This is a genomic window from Rhodoferax bucti (assembly GCF_005876985.1).
Classification (GTDB): domain Bacteria; phylum Pseudomonadota; class Gammaproteobacteria; order Burkholderiales; family Burkholderiaceae_C; genus Allorhodoferax; species Allorhodoferax bucti.
Genome location: NZ_VAHD01000001.1, coordinates 729,875 through 745,238 on the forward strand (window position 1 = coordinate 729,875; position 15,364 = coordinate 745,238).

Annotated in this window: 14 protein-coding genes; 11 read left to right on the forward strand and 3 right to left on the reverse strand. The window is 64.4% G+C overall.

The window, feature by feature from the left end:
• Positions 1-3: 3 nt before the first annotated feature.
• Positions 4-633, forward strand: a complete 630-nt coding sequence (locus tag FDM28_RS03460; RefSeq protein WP_420853005.1) for an OmpA family protein — start codon at positions 4-6, stop codon at positions 631-633.
• Positions 630-1,286 carry a DUF2894 domain-containing protein gene (locus FDM28_RS03465; RefSeq protein WP_138513040.1) on the forward strand — a complete coding sequence of 219 codons (657 nt, stop codon included), beginning with the start codon at positions 630-632 and terminating at the stop codon, positions 1,284-1,286. The genes FDM28_RS03460 and FDM28_RS03465 overlap by 4 nt, the downstream gene beginning before the upstream one ends.
• Before the next feature lie 18 nt (positions 1,287-1,304).
• Here the strand turns inward: FDM28_RS03465 and FDM28_RS03470 are convergent, their stop codons facing one another.
• Complete coding sequence (locus FDM28_RS03470; RefSeq protein ID WP_138513042.1) at positions 1,305-2,165, reverse strand: NAD(P)-dependent oxidoreductase; 861 nt, start codon at positions 2,163-2,165, stop codon at positions 1,305-1,307.
• 7 nt (positions 2,166-2,172) lie between these two features.
• A complete protein-coding gene (locus FDM28_RS03475) occupies positions 2,173-2,664 on the reverse strand; it encodes a low molecular weight protein-tyrosine-phosphatase (protein WP_138513044.1) in 492 nt (163 codons plus the stop codon).
• A gap of 103 nt (positions 2,665-2,767) precedes the next feature.
• Here FDM28_RS03475 and FDM28_RS03480 point away from each other — a divergent pair, with 103 nt between their 5' ends.
• From FDM28_RS03480 to FDM28_RS03490, 3 genes are all read left to right on the forward strand, one after another.
• Entirely contained in the window at positions 2,768-3,121 is a 354-nt protein-coding gene (locus FDM28_RS03480) for a RidA family protein (RefSeq protein ID WP_138513046.1), read from the forward strand.
• A gap of 8 nt (positions 3,122-3,129) precedes the next feature.
• Positions 3,130-4,590, forward strand: a complete 1,461-nt coding sequence (locus FDM28_RS03485) for a pyridoxal phosphate-dependent decarboxylase family protein (RefSeq protein ID WP_138513048.1) — start codon at positions 3,130-3,132, stop codon at positions 4,588-4,590.
• A 113-nt stretch (positions 4,591-4,703) separates the two neighbouring features.
• Positions 4,704-5,330: a flavin reductase family protein gene (locus tag FDM28_RS03490; RefSeq protein ID WP_138513050.1), complete on the forward strand. Its 627-nt coding sequence runs from the start codon at positions 4,704-4,706 to the stop codon at positions 5,328-5,330.
• Positions 5,331-5,343: 13 nt separating this feature from the next.
• Here the strand turns inward: FDM28_RS03490 and FDM28_RS03495 are convergent, their stop codons facing one another.
• A complete protein-coding gene (locus FDM28_RS03495) occupies positions 5,344-6,363 on the reverse strand; it encodes a LacI family DNA-binding transcriptional regulator (protein ID WP_138513052.1) in 1,020 nt (339 codons plus the stop codon).
• Between the two features lie 356 nt (positions 6,364-6,719).
• Between FDM28_RS03495 and FDM28_RS03500 the strand changes: the two genes are divergently transcribed.
• Genes FDM28_RS03500 through FDM28_RS03525 form a run of 6 tightly spaced genes read left to right on the forward strand, consistent with a single transcriptional unit; the run spans position 6,720 to position 15,331 of the window.
• The gene (locus FDM28_RS03500; RefSeq protein WP_138513054.1) at positions 6,720-8,006 is read left to right on the forward strand and encodes an ABC transporter substrate-binding protein; all 1,287 of its coding nucleotides are present in this window, start codon (positions 6,720-6,722) and stop codon (positions 8,004-8,006) included.
• A gap of 42 nt (positions 8,007-8,048) precedes the next feature.
• The gene (locus tag FDM28_RS03505; RefSeq protein WP_138513056.1) at positions 8,049-8,945 is read left to right on the forward strand and encodes a carbohydrate ABC transporter permease; all 897 of its coding nucleotides are present in this window, start codon (positions 8,049-8,051) and stop codon (positions 8,943-8,945) included.
• 1 nt (position 8,946) lies between these two features.
• Positions 8,947-9,765 carry a carbohydrate ABC transporter permease gene (locus FDM28_RS03510; RefSeq protein ID WP_138513058.1) on the forward strand — a complete coding sequence of 273 codons (819 nt, stop codon included), beginning with the start codon at positions 8,947-8,949 and terminating at the stop codon, positions 9,763-9,765.
• 9 nt (positions 9,766-9,774) lie between these two features.
• Positions 9,775-12,021: a glycoside hydrolase family 2 protein gene (locus FDM28_RS03515; protein WP_138513060.1), complete on the forward strand. Its 2,247-nt coding sequence runs from the start codon at positions 9,775-9,777 to the stop codon at positions 12,019-12,021.
• Between the two features lie 26 nt (positions 12,022-12,047).
• Positions 12,048-13,148, forward strand: a complete 1,101-nt coding sequence (locus FDM28_RS03520; RefSeq protein WP_138513062.1) for an ABC transporter ATP-binding protein — start codon at positions 12,048-12,050, stop codon at positions 13,146-13,148.
• Positions 13,149-13,156: 8 nt separating this feature from the next.
• On the forward strand, positions 13,157-15,331 hold the full coding sequence (locus FDM28_RS03525) for an alpha-galactosidase (RefSeq protein ID WP_138513064.1): 2,175 nt from the start codon (positions 13,157-13,159) through the stop codon (positions 15,329-15,331).
• The last annotated feature ends 33 nt before the right edge of the window (positions 15,332-15,364 follow it).

Here is a 15,364-nt window from a genome sequence, read left to right on the forward strand (position 1 = left end):
GACATGGACAGCGTGGACGACACCGGACTGGAAACAGCGCCGGTCTGGGCCGTCTTTGGCGACCTGATGGCCGGCCTGCTGGGCGCCTTTGTGCTCATTCTGGTGGGCGTGTTGGTGGTGCAAATGGACTTGGTGGCCAATCTCGAATCCGAAGTCAAAAAGCGCCAGCAAGAAGAGCAACGCCGCATGGCGCTCGAAAAAGCACTGGCCGTGCCCCTGATGTCGGGGCGTGTGACGCTCAACAACGGGCGCATCGGCATCAGCGGCAGCGTGCTGTTTGCGGTGAGCTCCGACCAGCTCCGGCCCGACGGGCACCAACTGCTCAAAAGCCTGGTGCCCCCGCTGCAGGTGTACCTGGGCGAGCGCAACGAAATGCTGATGGTCAGCGGCTTTACCGACAACCAACCTGTGTCCGGTAGCAACCGCCAATTTGCCGACAACCTGGAGCTCTCGGCCCAGCGGTCTTTGACCGTGACCCGCGCGCTTATTGAAGAAGGCATGCCCGCCTCCCGGGTGTTTGCCGCCGCGTTCGGTGCCGAGCAACCGGTGGCATCCAACCAAAGCGACAGCGGCCGCGCCCTGAACCGCCGGGTAGAAATGGCCCCCGTGCCCAAAGGCGCACAGGCACCATGACACAGGCCGTGCCTAACGTCACGTCGCTCGTGGACGTGCTGCATACCCTGCGCGCAGAGGGCAGGCATGCGCTCGACCCGGTGCGCTTTGGCTACCTGGAAACGCTCGCTCAGCGGCTGCCCGCCCAACACGGCGCGGTACAAGCGCATCTGTGCACCGCACTGCACACCGCGCTGGCCGACTACCAGCAACGCTGCGCGCAGGCGCCTGCCCGGTCAGGCACATCGCACCCGATGCGGCGTGCCACCCTGCGCCGCGCTGGCCTCGATGGCCTCAAGGCGCTGAACCTGTCCATGCGGGCGCAACCGCCCGGCGCAGCGCACGCCAGCGGTGGCAGCGCCCCACAGGGTTTAGGTGAAATGAAGAGCGTGCAGCAATTCAAACAAGCCTGGGGCCGCATGCAGGTGCAGGACCAGGTGGGCCACGCGCTCACCCAAGGCCCTGCCAACGCCGGCCCGCTCAACTCCCACCAGCTGGTGTTGCGCACGCTGGGCCTGATGCAAGGCCTGTCGCCCGACTACCTGCACCACTTCATGGGCCATCTGGACACCCTGCTGCGGCTCGATAGCTTGGCAGCGCCGCAGACGGCCAAGCCGGTCAAAGCCGCTAAAAGTGCGAAGCCGGTAGTGCGAAAAACCGCTGCGAAGAAATAGCCGGCTACGGGCTGGGATCTAGCCTTCGCGCTGCAACAACCATTGCAGCGCATCTTCCGTGGTCGGTGCAGCCGCTTCAAGCGGATGGCTTTCCAGCCCCGCCACGGTTTTCTCAAAGCGGTTAGCCACGCCGGGCAGCACCTGCGATGCAATGCCCTGGTAGGCCATCTCCATGGCGGCCTCTTGCACCTCCACAGCGCGGCGCTTTGCGTGGACCACGTGGGTGCGCACCAGCATGTCGATGAAGGTGCGCAGCGGGGTGTCGTCAATATCTTGCAACTGCGCGTAGAGCGGGTCGCGCAGGCCTTGACGCTCGGCCGCCATCAGCAGCTCCACGCTCAACGCCTCCAGCCCCTTGGTAAAGGTGCTGCGCAGCAGCTTGAGGGCCATGGCGTCGCCCGCCGTGCTCGCTTCTATCACTTGCACCCGCCCACCGGCGCTTTCCATCCAGCGTTTGAATGTCTCGGCACCATCGCCCGCCACCAACAGCGGCGTGGCGTGTTGGCCCAGCGCGACTGCACCCATGATGGCCACATCCAGGTAGTGCAGACCCTGCGCACGGGCCGTGGCCGCCGCAGCGCGCTTGGCCTGCGGGCTGGCGGTGGTCATGTCGCACCACGCAGCCCCTGGCGCCATCCACGGGCTGTATTGCGCCAGCACCTGCGGGGCCACACTCCCGGTCACGCACAGCAGCACCGCATCGCAAGCGCGCAGCCACTCGCCGGGTGCGAGGTGCAAAGGCAGCCCCAGCGCATCTGCCGCAGCCTGTGCAGCCGCGCCCGCGCGGGCATTGCACAGCTGCAGCGTATGCCCCGCTGCGTGGAGGGCCTTGGCATAGGCCCGGCCGACTTCACCCAAACCGATGATGGCGATGTGCATGGCGTACTCAGCGCGTCTGCACAGGGCGAACTTGGCGGACGTGGGCGATCAACCCATCGCACGCGTCTTCCACCAGGTCCAACACCTGCTCGAAGCCCGCCGCGCCACCGTAATACGGGTCAGGCACTACGGCATCGTCATACTGCCGGCAAAACTCGGTCATGCGCCGGACCTTGTGCTGGTGCTGCGGCGGGCAAAGCGCTTGCGCCAGCGCGAGGTTGTCCCAGTCCATGGCCAGAACCAGATCGAAGGCCTCAAAGTCCGCCTCGGTCATTTGTCGCGCACGCAGGGCTGACAGGTCGTAGCCGCGCTGCGCAGCATGCTGCTGCGAGCGGGCATCGGGCGGGCTGTTGGGGTGGTAGTTGTGCGTGCCGGCCGAGTCCACCTGCACCCACGGCTCCAGCCCCAATGCACGCACCTTGTGGCGCATGACGCCATCGGCCGTGGGGCTGCGACAAATGTTGCCCATGCAGACGAAGAGGATGCGGTAACTGCTCATGAAAATACCTGCGGTGTGGATCAAAGACACCCCATTGTCTTGCCTACCGCAGGCTTCTAGTAGTATCCGCCGCACTCACTTTTTGACACCCCGGACACCCACCATGACCAGCACCTCCATCCAACGTATCCACCCCGCCGCCCAATGGTCCGACGCGGTGGTGCACAACGGCACTGCTTATTTTGTGGAAGTGCCCGAAAGCGGCACCGACATCACCAGCCAAGCCCAAGCGGTATTTGCCCAGGCCGAGCGTACGCTGGCCCTGGCCGGCAGCGACAAAAGCCACTTGCTGATGGCCACCATCTACCTCAAGCACATGAGCGACCGCGTGGCCTTCAATGCCGCGTGGCAGGCCTGGTTGCCCGAGGGCTGTGCACCGGCCCGCGCCTGCGTGAGCGCCGAGATGGCCAGCCCGGACTTTTTGCTGGAAATCGTCTTCACCGCCGCCACACGCTAAAGCCGCCCATGACCGCAGCACGCTTCGAAGCCGCCCCGGACAGCCTGGACCCGACCGACTGGGAGTCGGTGCGCCAAATGGGCCACCGCATGGTGGACAACATGGTGGACATGCTGGCCGGCCTGCGGGAGGCCCCCACCTGGCAACCCCTGCCGCCGGAAGCGCGCCAAGCGCTGCGCAGTGGCGAGCTGCCTGCCGGGCCTACCGACCTGGCGGAGGTGTACCGCGAGTTTCAAACCCTGATCCAGCCCTACGGCAGTGGCAACGCCCACCCGCGCTTCATGGGCTGGGTGCAGGGCGGGGGCAACCCGGTGGGCATGCTCGCCGAGCTGCTGGCGGCTGCCACCAACCCCAACCTTGGCGGGCGCGACCACGCGCCGATTGAGGTGGAGCGCAAGGTGATCCGCTGGGCTGCGCAGATGCTGGGGTTCCCGGCCGATGCCAGCGGTGTGCTGGTCACCGGCACCTCCATGGCCAACCTGATTGCGGTGCTGGTGGCACGCACCCGCGCCCTGGGCACCTCCGTGCGGCAAGAGGGCCTGCAAGGCAAACCGCTGGTAGCCTACACCTCGGTGGAGGCGCACAACTGCGTGGCCCGCGCCATGGACATGGCCGGCTTGGGCAGCCAAGCGCTGCGTCTGATAGCGCTGGACGCCCAGCACCGCATGGATATGGACGCCCTGCAAACCGCCATCGCCCAAGACCGGGCGGCGGGTTTGCAGCCCTTTCTGCTGGTGGGCAGCGCCGGCACGGTAGACACCGGCGCGGTGGACGACCTGCCCGCGCTGGCCGCGCTCGCACGGGCCGAAGGCCTGTGGTTTCACGCCGATGCCGCCTATGGCGCACTGGCCATGCTCTCGCCCGCGCAGCGCCCGCTGGTGCAGGGCCTGAGCGAGGCCGACTCGGTGGCGTTTGACTTTCATAAATGGGCCCAGGTGCCTTACGACGCGGGCTGCATTGTGGTGCGCGACGCCGCGCTACACGCCGCCACCTTTGCCAGCCAGCCGGCGTACTTGCAGCGCAGCGCGCGCGGCCTGGCCGGCAACCTGCCCTGGCCCACCGACTTCGGACCCGACCTCTCGCGCGGCTTCCGGGCCCTCAAGGTGTGGATGACGCTCAAAACCTATGGCGCCGACAAACTGGGCGAGGTGGTGGCCCGCAATTGCGCACTGGCCCGGCAACTGGCCGCGCATGTGGATGCCCACACGGAGCTGAAGCGGCTTGCGCCCGTCACGCTGAACGTGGTGTGCTTCCGGGTGCGCGGGGAGGGCTGCGACCTCGACGCGCTCAACGCCGACATTGCTGCCGATGTGCAGGAATCCGGCGTGGCGGTGCTCTCCACCACCCGCATCCACGGGGTGCTGGCCCTGCGCGCTGCGCTGGTCAACCACCGCACCCGGGAGGAGGATGTGCAGATGCTGCTGGATGCGGTGCTGGCTGCTGCCGCCCGCAGACGCTCACCCGCCTGATGACGAACCAAATCGTGCTCTAGCGCAGGTGGAATATGCGCAAGTAGCTCCTGATTTGATAGCAAATTTTTTTCTTGATGCGCGGCGGCACGTGCCTTGCATGGGCTGCTGGCATGACCGAAGTCGACTTTGCCCAGATCACCGCCTACCAGCGCTACAAACTCATGGCCAGCCTCATCGTGCCCCGGCCGATCGCGCTGGTCACCAGCCTGAGCGCGGCGGGAGTGGTGAATGCGGCACCCTTTTCCATGTTCAACATGCTGGGCGAAGACCCGCCGGTGGTCATGCTCAGCATCAACCGATTGCAGGACGGGCAGCTCAAAGACACGGCGGCCAACATTCTTTCGCTGCGCGAGTTTGTGGTGCACATGACGGACGAGCCCTTGGCAGCCCAGATGCACGCTTGCGGCCAGGCCTTCCCGGCCTCGGTGAGTGAGTTGGACGCGGTAGGCCTGCATGCCACGCCCTCGCACACCGTGCGCCCACCACGCATTGCCGAGGCGCCGGTGGCGTTTGAGTGCGTGCTGCATGAAACACTGGAAACGCCCAGCCGCTATGTGTTCATAGGCCGGGTGCTGTGGATGACCGCACGCGAGGGCCTGATTGACACCGAGAAGTGGCGCGTGCACCTACAGGACTACCACCCGGTGGGCCGCTTTGGCGCAAGCTTTTACACCCGCTGCCGCGACCGCTTCGCCCTGGGCGACGAGCCGGCCGGCAACCCCATCGACACGCTCTAGCGAGTGCCCGCGTTCAAGTGCTGCCGCGCACCGGGCCGGTGGAGGCCCGCACCACCAGCTCGGGGTCGGGCACCTGCACGATGGTGGGTTCGTGCTGCGGGTTTTCAATCAGGTCCAGCAGCAGGTTGATGGAGAGGGTGGCCACCTGCTCTATGCCCAAAGCCACGGTGGTGAGGGCCGGGCGCATGTCGCGCGCGAGCTGAATGTCGGTGATGCCGATGAGCGAAATGTCCTGCGGGATGCGGATGCCTCGGTCTGCCAGCGCCTGGCTGGCGCCGTAGGCCATCAAATCATTGGTACAAAAAATGGCGGTGATGTCGGGGTGCTGCTCCAGCAGTGCGTCAGTGGCCTCATGGCCTCCGGCCACGGTGTCACTCACATTGCGGACCATGGCCTCCTCCAGCGTGATGCCTGCCGCCGACAAAGCGCTTTTGAAACCATCCAAACGCCCGAGCTGCATGCCCTCCAAACCACACCCGACGATGGCACCGATACGGCGGTGGCCCAGCGCCAGCAAATGCTGGCCAGCGATTTCGCCGGCGCGGTGAAAGTTCACCACCACGTGGGGAATGTTGTCGGCGAGATCCACCTTTTCCTCTGACGCGAGCACGATGGGGGAGCGCCGGGTTTTGAGCTCATTGATGTCGTCCGCGCTGATACCGGTGTGCAGCACCAGCACCCCGTCAGCCAGCGTACCGGCGATCTGGTGCAGGTAGGCGCGGCCGATGTCGGGGCGCTCGTCGGTGTTGCACACCATCAAGAAGTAGTTGCGGTGCCGCGCCACCCGCTCGGCCACCCGCACAAACTCGGGGTAGAAGGGGTTGTTGATGTCGGGGAGCACCAGCGCCACCATGGACGACTTGCCTTCGGCCAGCGCACGGGCCATGAGGTTGGGGCGGTAGCCGGTGGCGGCAATCGCCTCTTGCACCTTTTGCACCGTGGCGGGTTTCACCTTTTGGGTGTTGCGCAGCACATTGGAGACGGTGGCCGTGGTGACTCCCGCCAGACGGGCGACTTCGCTCAGGGTTGCCATGGGAGTTGCTGCACTTTCACGCGAATTGGCATCGATTGATACGTTTTTTGACTCCTAGGACTTACCCTAGGCGCCGGTTTTTTCACAGACACCCGTAGGTATACTCCAAAAATTGCTGAATTTAATCGCTTAAATTTTAATTTTTAAGCAGCCACGAGGGCGCGTACGCAAGGCCGCGCCCTTGGCGAATCAGTGAAGCCGGCCTTCTGATCGGCCAAGAATTTAACCGCTTAAATTTTGGAAAGGGATGCCAGTCGCACCACCGTCATTACACGTACACCGGAGACAACAAGCCTAGCGCCACCATGCGCTACTTGCCCACACTATTCATTGACAACGAGACAGGAAAACACACCATGAATTTCGCCAAACGCTTCACGATCCGCAGCACCGCCGCCGCCATGCTGGGCCTGGCCCTGGGCACCACCGGCCTGATGGCCAGCCACGCCGCCAACGCCGGCGAAGTCACCATCTGGGCCTGGGACCCGAACTTCAACATCGCCATCATGCAAGAGGCGGCCAAGCGCTACACCGCCAAGCACCCTGGCGTGACCTTCAAGATCGTGGACATGGCCAAGGGCGACCTGGAGCAAAAGCTGCAAACCACCCTGGCATCCGGCATCACCAAAACCCTGCCGGACATCGTGCTGGTGGAAGACTACAACGCCCCCAAGTACCTGCGCTCTTTCCCCGGCGCGTTTGAGCCCCTGTCCGGCAAGGTGGATCACAAAGGTTTCGCGGGCTACAAGGTCAACCTCATGACCCTGAACGGCAAGGTGTACGGCGTGCCCTTTGACACCGGCACCACCGGCATGTACTACCGCAGCGACCTGATCAAGCAGGCCGGCTTCAGCGACAAGGACATGCAAAACATCACCTGGGACCGTTACATCGAAATCGGCAAGCAGGTCGAAACCAAGACCGGCAAGAAGATGTTCGCCATGGACCCGCAAGACATTGCCAGCATCCGCATCATGATGCAGTCCGCCGGCCGCTGGTACTTTGACAAAGACGGCAAGCTCGACATCAAGAGCAACCCCGCCCTCAAAGCCGCACTGGAAGTGCAAACCAACTTTATGAAGAGCGGCGTCTACAAGCCCACTTCGGGCTGGGGTGAGTGGGTCGGCGCGCTGAACAAGGGCGATGTGGCCTCCGTGATTACGGGCGTGTGGATCACCGGCTCCGTGAAGGCCGAAGCCAGCCAGTCCGGCAAATGGGCAGTGGCCGCCACCCCCCGCCTGAATGTGCCCGGCGCCACCAACGCCTCCAACCTGGGCGGCTCCAGCTGGTACGTGCTCTCCAGCGGCAAAGAGAAGGCCGCGGCTGCCGACTTCCTGAACGAAATCTACGCCAAGGATGTGGACTTCTACCAAACCATTCTGCAATCGCGTGGTGCGGTGGGCTCCTTGCTGGCCTCGCGCAATGGCAAGGCGTACTCGGAAGCCGACCCCTTCTTCGGTGGCGCCAAGGTGTGGCAGCAATACAGCGACTGGATGGGCAAAGTGCCTAGCGTGAACTACGGCATTTACACCGCCGAAGGTGACGCGGCTGTGGCGGCCCAACTGCCCGGTTTGGCACAAGGTCTGCCGGTCGAGAAGGCACTGGAAAACATCCACAACCAGCTCGCCTCGCAAATTAAGTAAGTCAGCAAGTAAGTCACGGCAACACTGCACCCAAGGAGCACCATGGCGTCCAAGCCTACGACCAGCTACCGGCGTTTTTATGACGTCAACGGTTGGCTATTTGTATCCATCGCCCTCGGGCTGATCGGGGTCTTCATGGCCTACCCGATCGTCCGCTCGCTGTGGATGTCCCTGCACGCCGGGCAGGGAACGGTGGTCGAGTTCGTAGGCGTGGGCAACGTGGTGCGCTTGGCCGGTGATCCGGTCTTTTTGAAGGCACTGCAAAACACCTGCATCTTCCTGGTGATCCAGGTGCCCATCATGCTCTTGCTGGCGCTGGTCATGGCCAGCTGCCTCAACATGCCGAACCTGCGCTTTCGCGGGCTGTTGCGCACGGCGGTGTTTCTGCCCTGCGTGACCTCGCTGGTGGCGTACTCGGTGGTGTTCAAGAGCATGTTTTCGTATGACGGCCTGGTCAACCACGCACTGGCGTGGCTGGGCCTCATCAGCGAGCCGATTCCCTGGCTCAACGACCCGTTCTGGTCCAAGGTGGTCATCATCATCGCCATCACTTGGCGCTGGACCGGCTACAACATGATCTTTTATCTCGCGGCCATGCAGAACATCGACAAGTCGATCTACGAGGCCGCCCGTATCGATGGCATCTCGGCCTACCGCCGCTTTGTGTCCATCACCATCCCCATGCTCAAGCCGGTGATTTTGTTCACCACGGTGACCTCCACCATCGGCACCCTGCAGTTGTTTGACGAGCCCATGAACATCACCACCGTGGGCACCGTGTTCTCCGACAACACGCTCACGCTGTCCATGTACATCTACAACCTGTCGTTCAAGTTCGTGCCCAACTTCGGCTACGCCGCCACGGTGTCTTATGTGATCGTGCTGCTGGTAGCCGCCTTGGCCGCCATCCAGTTTTATGCCGCCCGGGAGCGCAACTGACATGACCAACTGGGCTGAAAAATTCCGCATGGCCGGCGTCTACCTCTTTCTGGGGGTGATGGCCTTTGTGTCCCTGTTTCCCTTTGCGTGGATGGTGATCAGCGCCACCAACGCCTCGGTAGACGTCACCAAGGGCAAGTTCACCTTGGGCACCGCATTCCTGGACAACCTGAGCAAGCTCAACAAGAGTTTTGACGTGGTGCAGGTCTTCTGGAACTCCGGGAAGATCGCCGTCATCGGCGGCTTCTTCACGCTGCTCATTTCCTCCATGGCGGGCTATGGCTTTGAAGTGTTCAGCTCCAAAGCCCGTGAGCGCGTTTACAACGGCCTGCTGCTAACGCTGATGGTGCCCTTTGCGGCGCTGATGATTCCGCTGTTCATCCTGATGGCGCAGTTTGATTTGCTGGACACGCACCTCGCAGTCATCCTGCCGGTGCTGGCCTCGGCGTACATCGTGTTTTATTTCCGCCAGAGCACCAAGGCCTTCCCGCCCGAGCTGCGCGAAGCCGCTCGCTTGGACGGCCTCAAGGAGTGGCAAATCTTCCTGTTTGTGTATGTGCCGGTCATGCGCTCCACCTACGCGGCAGCCTTCATCATCGTGTTCATGGCGGCGTGGAACAACTTTTTGTGGCCCCTCATCGTGCTGCAGTCGCCCGAGCTCAAAACCATCACCCTGGTCCTATCCTCACTGGGCTCGGCCTACTTCCCCGACTTCGGCGTGATCATGCTGGCGGCCATGCTGGCCACCTTGCCCACCCTGGTCGTCTTCTTCGCAATGCAACGGCAGTTCGTACAGGGCATGCTGGGCTCCGTCAAATAAGGTTTTCACATGCGTACCGTTACCAAGCTCGTCTCGGGCTGGACCTTTCACACCTCTTTTTCGTCTGAACTGGTCGCTGCGGCCGCTGCCGGCGAGGCCGTGCGCCTGCCGCACAACGCCGTCGACCTGGACATGACCTACTTCGACGAACGCAGCTTCCAAAAGGAATTTGCCTACCAGTACACCCTAGCGTGGACACCCGACATGGCCGGCCGCGAAGTGGCCCTGCGCTTTGACGGCGCCATGGCCAACAGCGTGGTCTGGGTCAACGGCCAGCAAGTAGCCGCGCACAAGGACGGCTACACCCCCTTCAACGCCCGCCTCACCGGCTTGCTCAAAGTTGGCGACAACCTCATCACCGTGAAGGTAGACGGCAGCGAGAACCCCGAGATCCCTCCCTTCGGCGGCCAGATTGACTACCTGACCTATGCCGGCATCTACCGCGATGTGTGGCTGCAAGTGACCGACGCGGTGTCGATTGCCAACCTCAAGGTCGAAACCTCCAACGAACTGAGCGACACCAAGAGCGTCACCGTCAAAGGCTTTCTGGCCAACCCCACGCAGGCGGCCTTCACCGGCACCGCGCTGGTGGAGCTGTGCAGTGTGGATGGCGCCGTGCTGCACCAGCAAACCGTGGACGTGGCGGGCGCGGAGTTCAGCGCATCGTTGGAGTCACTGACCGGCCTCGCACTGTGGGAGCTGGACAGCCCTGTGTTGTACGTGGCCCGCGTCACGCTGAACACCAGCGCCGGCAGCGACCAGCACAGCACCCGCTTCGGCTTCCGCACCGCGCGCTTCACCACCGAAGGCTTTTTCCTGAACGGCAAGCCGCTCAAAATCCGCGGCCTCAACCGCCACCAGAGCTACCCCTACGTGGGCTACGCCATGGGCCAGCGCGCCCAGGCCAAAGATGCCGACGTCATGAAAGACGTGCTCAAGTGCAACCTGGTGCGCACCTCGCACTACCCGCAGTCCACGTACTTTCTGGACCGTTGCGACGAGATCGGCCTGCTGGTGTTTGAAGAGATTCCGGGCTGGCAGCACATCGGTGGCCAGGCTTGGCAAGACGAGTCGGTGGAGAACGTGCGCCGCATGGTCGAGCGCGACTGGAACCACCCCTCCATCATCATTTGGGGCGTGCGCATCAACGAGTCGCAGGACAATCACAACTTCTACACCCGCACCAACGCCATGGCCCGCAGCCTGGACAGCACCCGCCAGACCGGTGGCGTGCGCTACATCGAAAACAGCGAGCTGCTCGAAGACGTGTACACCGTGAACGATTTCTGCCACGTGGCCCCCCCGGAGTGGATGAAGGGCGTGCCCCCCACGCCGCTGCGCCAGCCCCGCCAGGTGACCGGCCTGGCCCACGAGGTGCCGTATCTGGTGACCGAGTTCAACGGCCACATGTACCCTACCAAGCGCATCGACCCCGAAGACCGCCAGTCCGAGCATGTGCGCCGGCATTTGGACGTGCTGAACAAGGCGTATGAAAACCCCGTCATCAGCGGCGCCATCGGCTGGTGCATGTTTGACTACAACACCCACAAAGACTTCGGCGCGGGCGACCGCATCTGCCACCACGGGGTGATGGACATCTTCCGCGAACCCAAATTTGCCGCCTGGGGCTACACCAGCCAGTGCAGCCCGGCCGAACAAGTAGTGCTGCAACCCGTGACCTACTGGGCCCGTGGCGAGAAAGACCGCTGCGAAGTGCTGCCCCTGATCGTGCTGACCAACTGCGACTATGTGGAACTGCAAGTGGGCGACTTTGCGCCCAAGCGCGCCGAGCCTGACCGCGCGCTGTACCCCCACCTGCCGCACGCCCCGGTCATCTTTGACAGCCGCCACGTCAACATGAACGACCTGGGCGCCTGGGGCATGCTGTGGCGCGATGCCACGGTGACGGGCTATATCAACGGCAAGGCGGTGTCCACCGTCAAGCTCTCGGGCAACCCGGTGCCCACCACCCTGCAAGTGGAAGTGGACGACACGCAATTGCACGCCCATGAGAAAGACGCCACCCGCGTCATCGTGCGCGCGCTGGATCAGGCAGGCCGCCTGCTGCCGTTTATGGACGACGTGGTGCATGTGCAGGTATCCGGTGCAGCCAAGCTGCTGGGCCCTGACTTGCTCACACTCAAGGGCGGCACCACCGGCTTCTGGCTGGAAACCACCGGCGCGGTGGGTGACATCAGCTTGTGCGTATCCACCCGCCGCATGGGCGAGCAGCGCTTGACGCTGCAAGCCGCCTAAACAACCGAGTCGACGAGGAATAGAACATGGCAGACGTCAAACTCACCCAGGTCCGCAAATCATTCGGCGAGATCGACATCATCCGGGGCGTGGACCTCGACATCAAACACGGCGAATTCGTGGTGTTTGTGGGCCCCTCGGGCTGCGGCAAGTCCACGCTGTTGCGCGCCATCTCGGGCCTGGAAGACATTACCAGCGGCGAGCTGCGCATCGGTGGCGAGCTCATGAACCATGTGGACCCGTCCAAGCGCGGCATTGCCATGGTGTTCCAGAGCTACGCGCTTTACCCCCACATGACGGTGCGCGAAAACATGGGCTTTGCCCTCAAGCACGCCGGTGTGGCCAAAGACGTGGTCAAGAGCAAGGTGGACGCCGCCGCCAAGATTCTGGGCCTGGAGCCGCTGATGGACCGCAAGCCCAAGGCCCTGTCGGGCGGGCAACGCCAGCGCGTGGCCATCGGCCGGGCCATCGTGCGCGACCCACAGGTGTTTTTGTTTGACGAGCCTCTCTCCAACCTCGACGCCGAGCTGCGGGTGCACATGCGCATCGAAATTGCGCGCCTGCACCGCGAGCTGGGCAGCACCATCATCTACGTGACGCACGACCAGGTAGAGGCCATGACCCTGGCCGACAAAATCGTAGTGCTGCGCGCCGGTGTGGTCGAGCAAGTGGGCGCGCCGCTGGAGCTGTATGACAACCCGGCCAACACTTTTGTGGCCGGTTTCATCGGCTCGCCGCGCATGAACTTCTTTGAAGGCACCGTCACCGGCCACGCCCAGGCAGACGGCCGCAGCCAGTGCCAGGTGACCCTCGCCGGCTTCGACAACGCCGTAGTGAGCCTGCCGCTGGACGGCACCCTGCCTGCCGTGGGCACCGAGGTGTCGGTGGGCGTGCGGCCCGAGCATTTTGTAGAGGGCGGCAGCGCCACGCTGCCCGTGAGCATCGACATGCTGGAACACCTGGGCGGCGAGACCTTTGTCTACGCACGCTCGACCAGCGGTGTGATGGTGGTGATGGAGAGCAAAGACGGCCGCAGCCTGCGCTCGGGTCAGCCCCTGGATGCGCGCTTTGACGCCAGCCGCGCCCTGCTGTTCGACAAGAGCGGCGCGCGCATTTACTGCCAATAATCCGGCCCATGTCCACCCACGCCCCCGAGGCTTCGGCCACCTTCACCATCCTGCACGGCACCCACACCAGCGTGGTGCTGGAGGTGCGCGCCCACGAAGCCCCGCTGTGGCGTTACTGGGGCCCCCGGCTGCCGGACAACTGCGTGCCCCTGGCCCCGCTGCGCGACGGCCGGGCCATCCCGCCCAGCAGCATGGAGTTCGACCAGCCGCTGACCGTGGCCCCCACCTTCGGCGTGGGCTGGTACATGCAAAGCGCCTTGCTGGCCCACCGCAGCGGCCAGCAGTTTGCCCAACAGTTCACCCACTGCGAGGTGGAAACCCTACTCACCGGCAAGCGCATTGCCATCGTGCTTACCGACAGCGTGGCGCAACTGCGCCTCACGCTGCACATGGCGCTGGACGCGCACGATGTGCTGCAGCTCAGCAGCACGCTGGTGAACGACGGGCCCGATGTGCTGGACGTGCAATGGCTGGCCGCAGGCACCGTGCCGCTGCCGGGCAACGCCCAAGCGGTGCGCTCTTACACCGGCCAGTGGGCCAACGAATTCCAGTTGCAGGTAGACGCCCTCTCGCGCAGCACCTGGCAGCGCGAGAACCGACGCGGCCGCACCTCGCACGACAGTTTTCCAGGTGCCGTAGTCACCACGCCCGGCAGCACCGAACACGTGGGTACCGTGTATGGCGCGCACCTGGCCTGGTCGGGCAACCACCGCCAGGCCATCGAGTGGCTGCACGACGGGCAATACCAATGGCAAATGGGCGAATGGCTGGCCCCCGGCGAAGTGCGCCTTACTGCGGGCGAGCGCCTGCAAACGCCCACCCTGTTTGCCAGCTGCTCGGTACAGGGCCTGAACGGCCTGGCCGCCAACTTCCACGCCACCGTGCGCAGCCGCCTGCCTTGGCCCGGTGGCCGCATGCGCCCGCGCCCGGTGCACCTCAACACCTGGGAAGCGGTGTACTTTGACCACCGGACCGACGACATCCGCGCTCTGGCCGAAGCCGCTGCCAGCGTGGGCGTGGAGCGCTTTGTGCTCGACGACGGCTGGTTCCAGGGCCGCCACAGCGACCGCGCTGCCCTGGGCGACTGGTGGCCCGACCCCGCCAAATACCCCGACGGCTTGCAACCCCTGGCCCGCCATGTGAACCAGCTGGGCATGGAGTTCGGCCTGTGGGTCGAGCCCGAAATGGTCAACCCCGACAGCCAGCTCTTTCGCACCCACCCCGACTGGGCGCTGCAGCTGGAAGGCCGCCCCCTGCTCACCATGCGCAACCAACTGGTTCTGGACGTAGCCCGCCCTGAAGTAGCCGACTACCTGTTTGCCAAGCTGCACGCGCTCTTGAGCAACGTGCCCATTGCCTACCTCAAGTGGGACATGAACCGCGACCTCACCACCGCCGGCGACGCGCTGGGCCGCCCGGCCTACCGCCGCTTTGTGCACGCGCTGTATGCGCTGGTGGATCGGGTGCGCGCCGCCCACCCGCAGCTGGAGATAGAGAGCTGCGCCTCCGGCGGCGCGCGGCTGGACATGGGCGTGCTCGCCCACACCCACCGCGTTTGGACCAGCGACTGCAACGACGCACTCGCGCGCGTGGCCATCCAGCGCGGCGCGCTGCAGTTTTTGCCGCCCGAAATTCTGGGCGCCCACATCGGCCCCGCGCCCGCGCACACCACCGGCCGCAGCCAGAGCCTGAACTTCCGTGCCGGTGTTGCGTTGAGCGGTCACCTGGGGATAGAGGCCGACGTGCGCCACATGAGCGATGAAGACCGCATGGCCCTGGGCCGCTGGGTGGGCATGTATAAACAGCTGCGCAACCGCCTGCACACCGGCCAGGTGTGGCTGGGCGAGGCCGGCGACGGCGTGGTCTGGCAAGCCCATGGCGACGCCGGTGCCAGCGAAGTGCTGCTGCTGGTGTACCGCACCACGCCCACCACCCACCGCAACACGCCGCCCCTGCGCCTGCCCATGCTGCGCCCGGCGGCGCACTACACCATCGAGCGGCTGGACCCGACCCCACCCGAGTGGACCAGCAGCCCGCTCAACGACGCAGCGCTGGCCGCCGGTGCGCAAGCCGCCCTGCCACCCACCGCCCACGGCGCGTGGCTGGCCGCAGTCGGCCTGCCGCTGCCACGCATGAATGCGGAGAGCGCGCTGATCTACCGGCTGCGGTTTATCCCGCAATAAAAGTTGCAGAAGTAGCAAAAACTTGTTTTAAGA

What these genes read in the sequence shown, in the direction of transcription:
- FDM28_RS03460 (WP_420853005.1), top strand. Translation starts at nt 4, where the DNA reads ATGGACAGCGTGGACGACACCGGACTGGAAACAGCGCCGGTCTGGGCC.
- FDM28_RS03465 (WP_138513040.1), top strand. Translation starts at nt 630, where the DNA reads ATGACACAGGCCGTGCCTAACGTCACGTCGCTCGTGGACGTGCTGCAT.
- FDM28_RS03470 (WP_138513042.1), bottom strand. Translation starts at nt 2,165, where the DNA reads ATGCACATCGCCATCATCGGTTTGGGTGAAGTCGGCCGGGCCTATGCC.
- FDM28_RS03475 (WP_138513044.1), bottom strand. Translation starts at nt 2,664, where the DNA reads ATGAGCAGTTACCGCATCCTCTTCGTCTGCATGGGCAACATTTGTCGC.
- FDM28_RS03480 (WP_138513046.1), top strand. Translation starts at nt 2,768, where the DNA reads ATGACCAGCACCTCCATCCAACGTATCCACCCCGCCGCCCAATGGTCC.
- FDM28_RS03485 (WP_138513048.1), top strand. Translation starts at nt 3,130, where the DNA reads ATGACCGCAGCACGCTTCGAAGCCGCCCCGGACAGCCTGGACCCGACC.
- FDM28_RS03490 (WP_138513050.1), top strand. Translation starts at nt 4,704, where the DNA reads ATGACCGAAGTCGACTTTGCCCAGATCACCGCCTACCAGCGCTACAAA.
- FDM28_RS03495 (WP_138513052.1), bottom strand. Translation starts at nt 6,363, where the DNA reads ATGGCAACCCTGAGCGAAGTCGCCCGTCTGGCGGGAGTCACCACGGCC.
- FDM28_RS03500 (WP_138513054.1), top strand. Translation starts at nt 6,720, where the DNA reads ATGAATTTCGCCAAACGCTTCACGATCCGCAGCACCGCCGCCGCCATG.
- FDM28_RS03505 (WP_138513056.1), top strand. Translation starts at nt 8,049, where the DNA reads ATGGCGTCCAAGCCTACGACCAGCTACCGGCGTTTTTATGACGTCAAC.
- FDM28_RS03510 (WP_138513058.1), top strand. Translation starts at nt 8,947, where the DNA reads ATGACCAACTGGGCTGAAAAATTCCGCATGGCCGGCGTCTACCTCTTT.
- FDM28_RS03515 (WP_138513060.1), top strand. Translation starts at nt 9,775, where the DNA reads ATGCGTACCGTTACCAAGCTCGTCTCGGGCTGGACCTTTCACACCTCT.
- FDM28_RS03520 (WP_138513062.1), top strand. Translation starts at nt 12,048, where the DNA reads ATGGCAGACGTCAAACTCACCCAGGTCCGCAAATCATTCGGCGAGATC.
- FDM28_RS03525 (WP_138513064.1), top strand. Translation starts at nt 13,157, where the DNA reads ATGTCCACCCACGCCCCCGAGGCTTCGGCCACCTTCACCATCCTGCAC.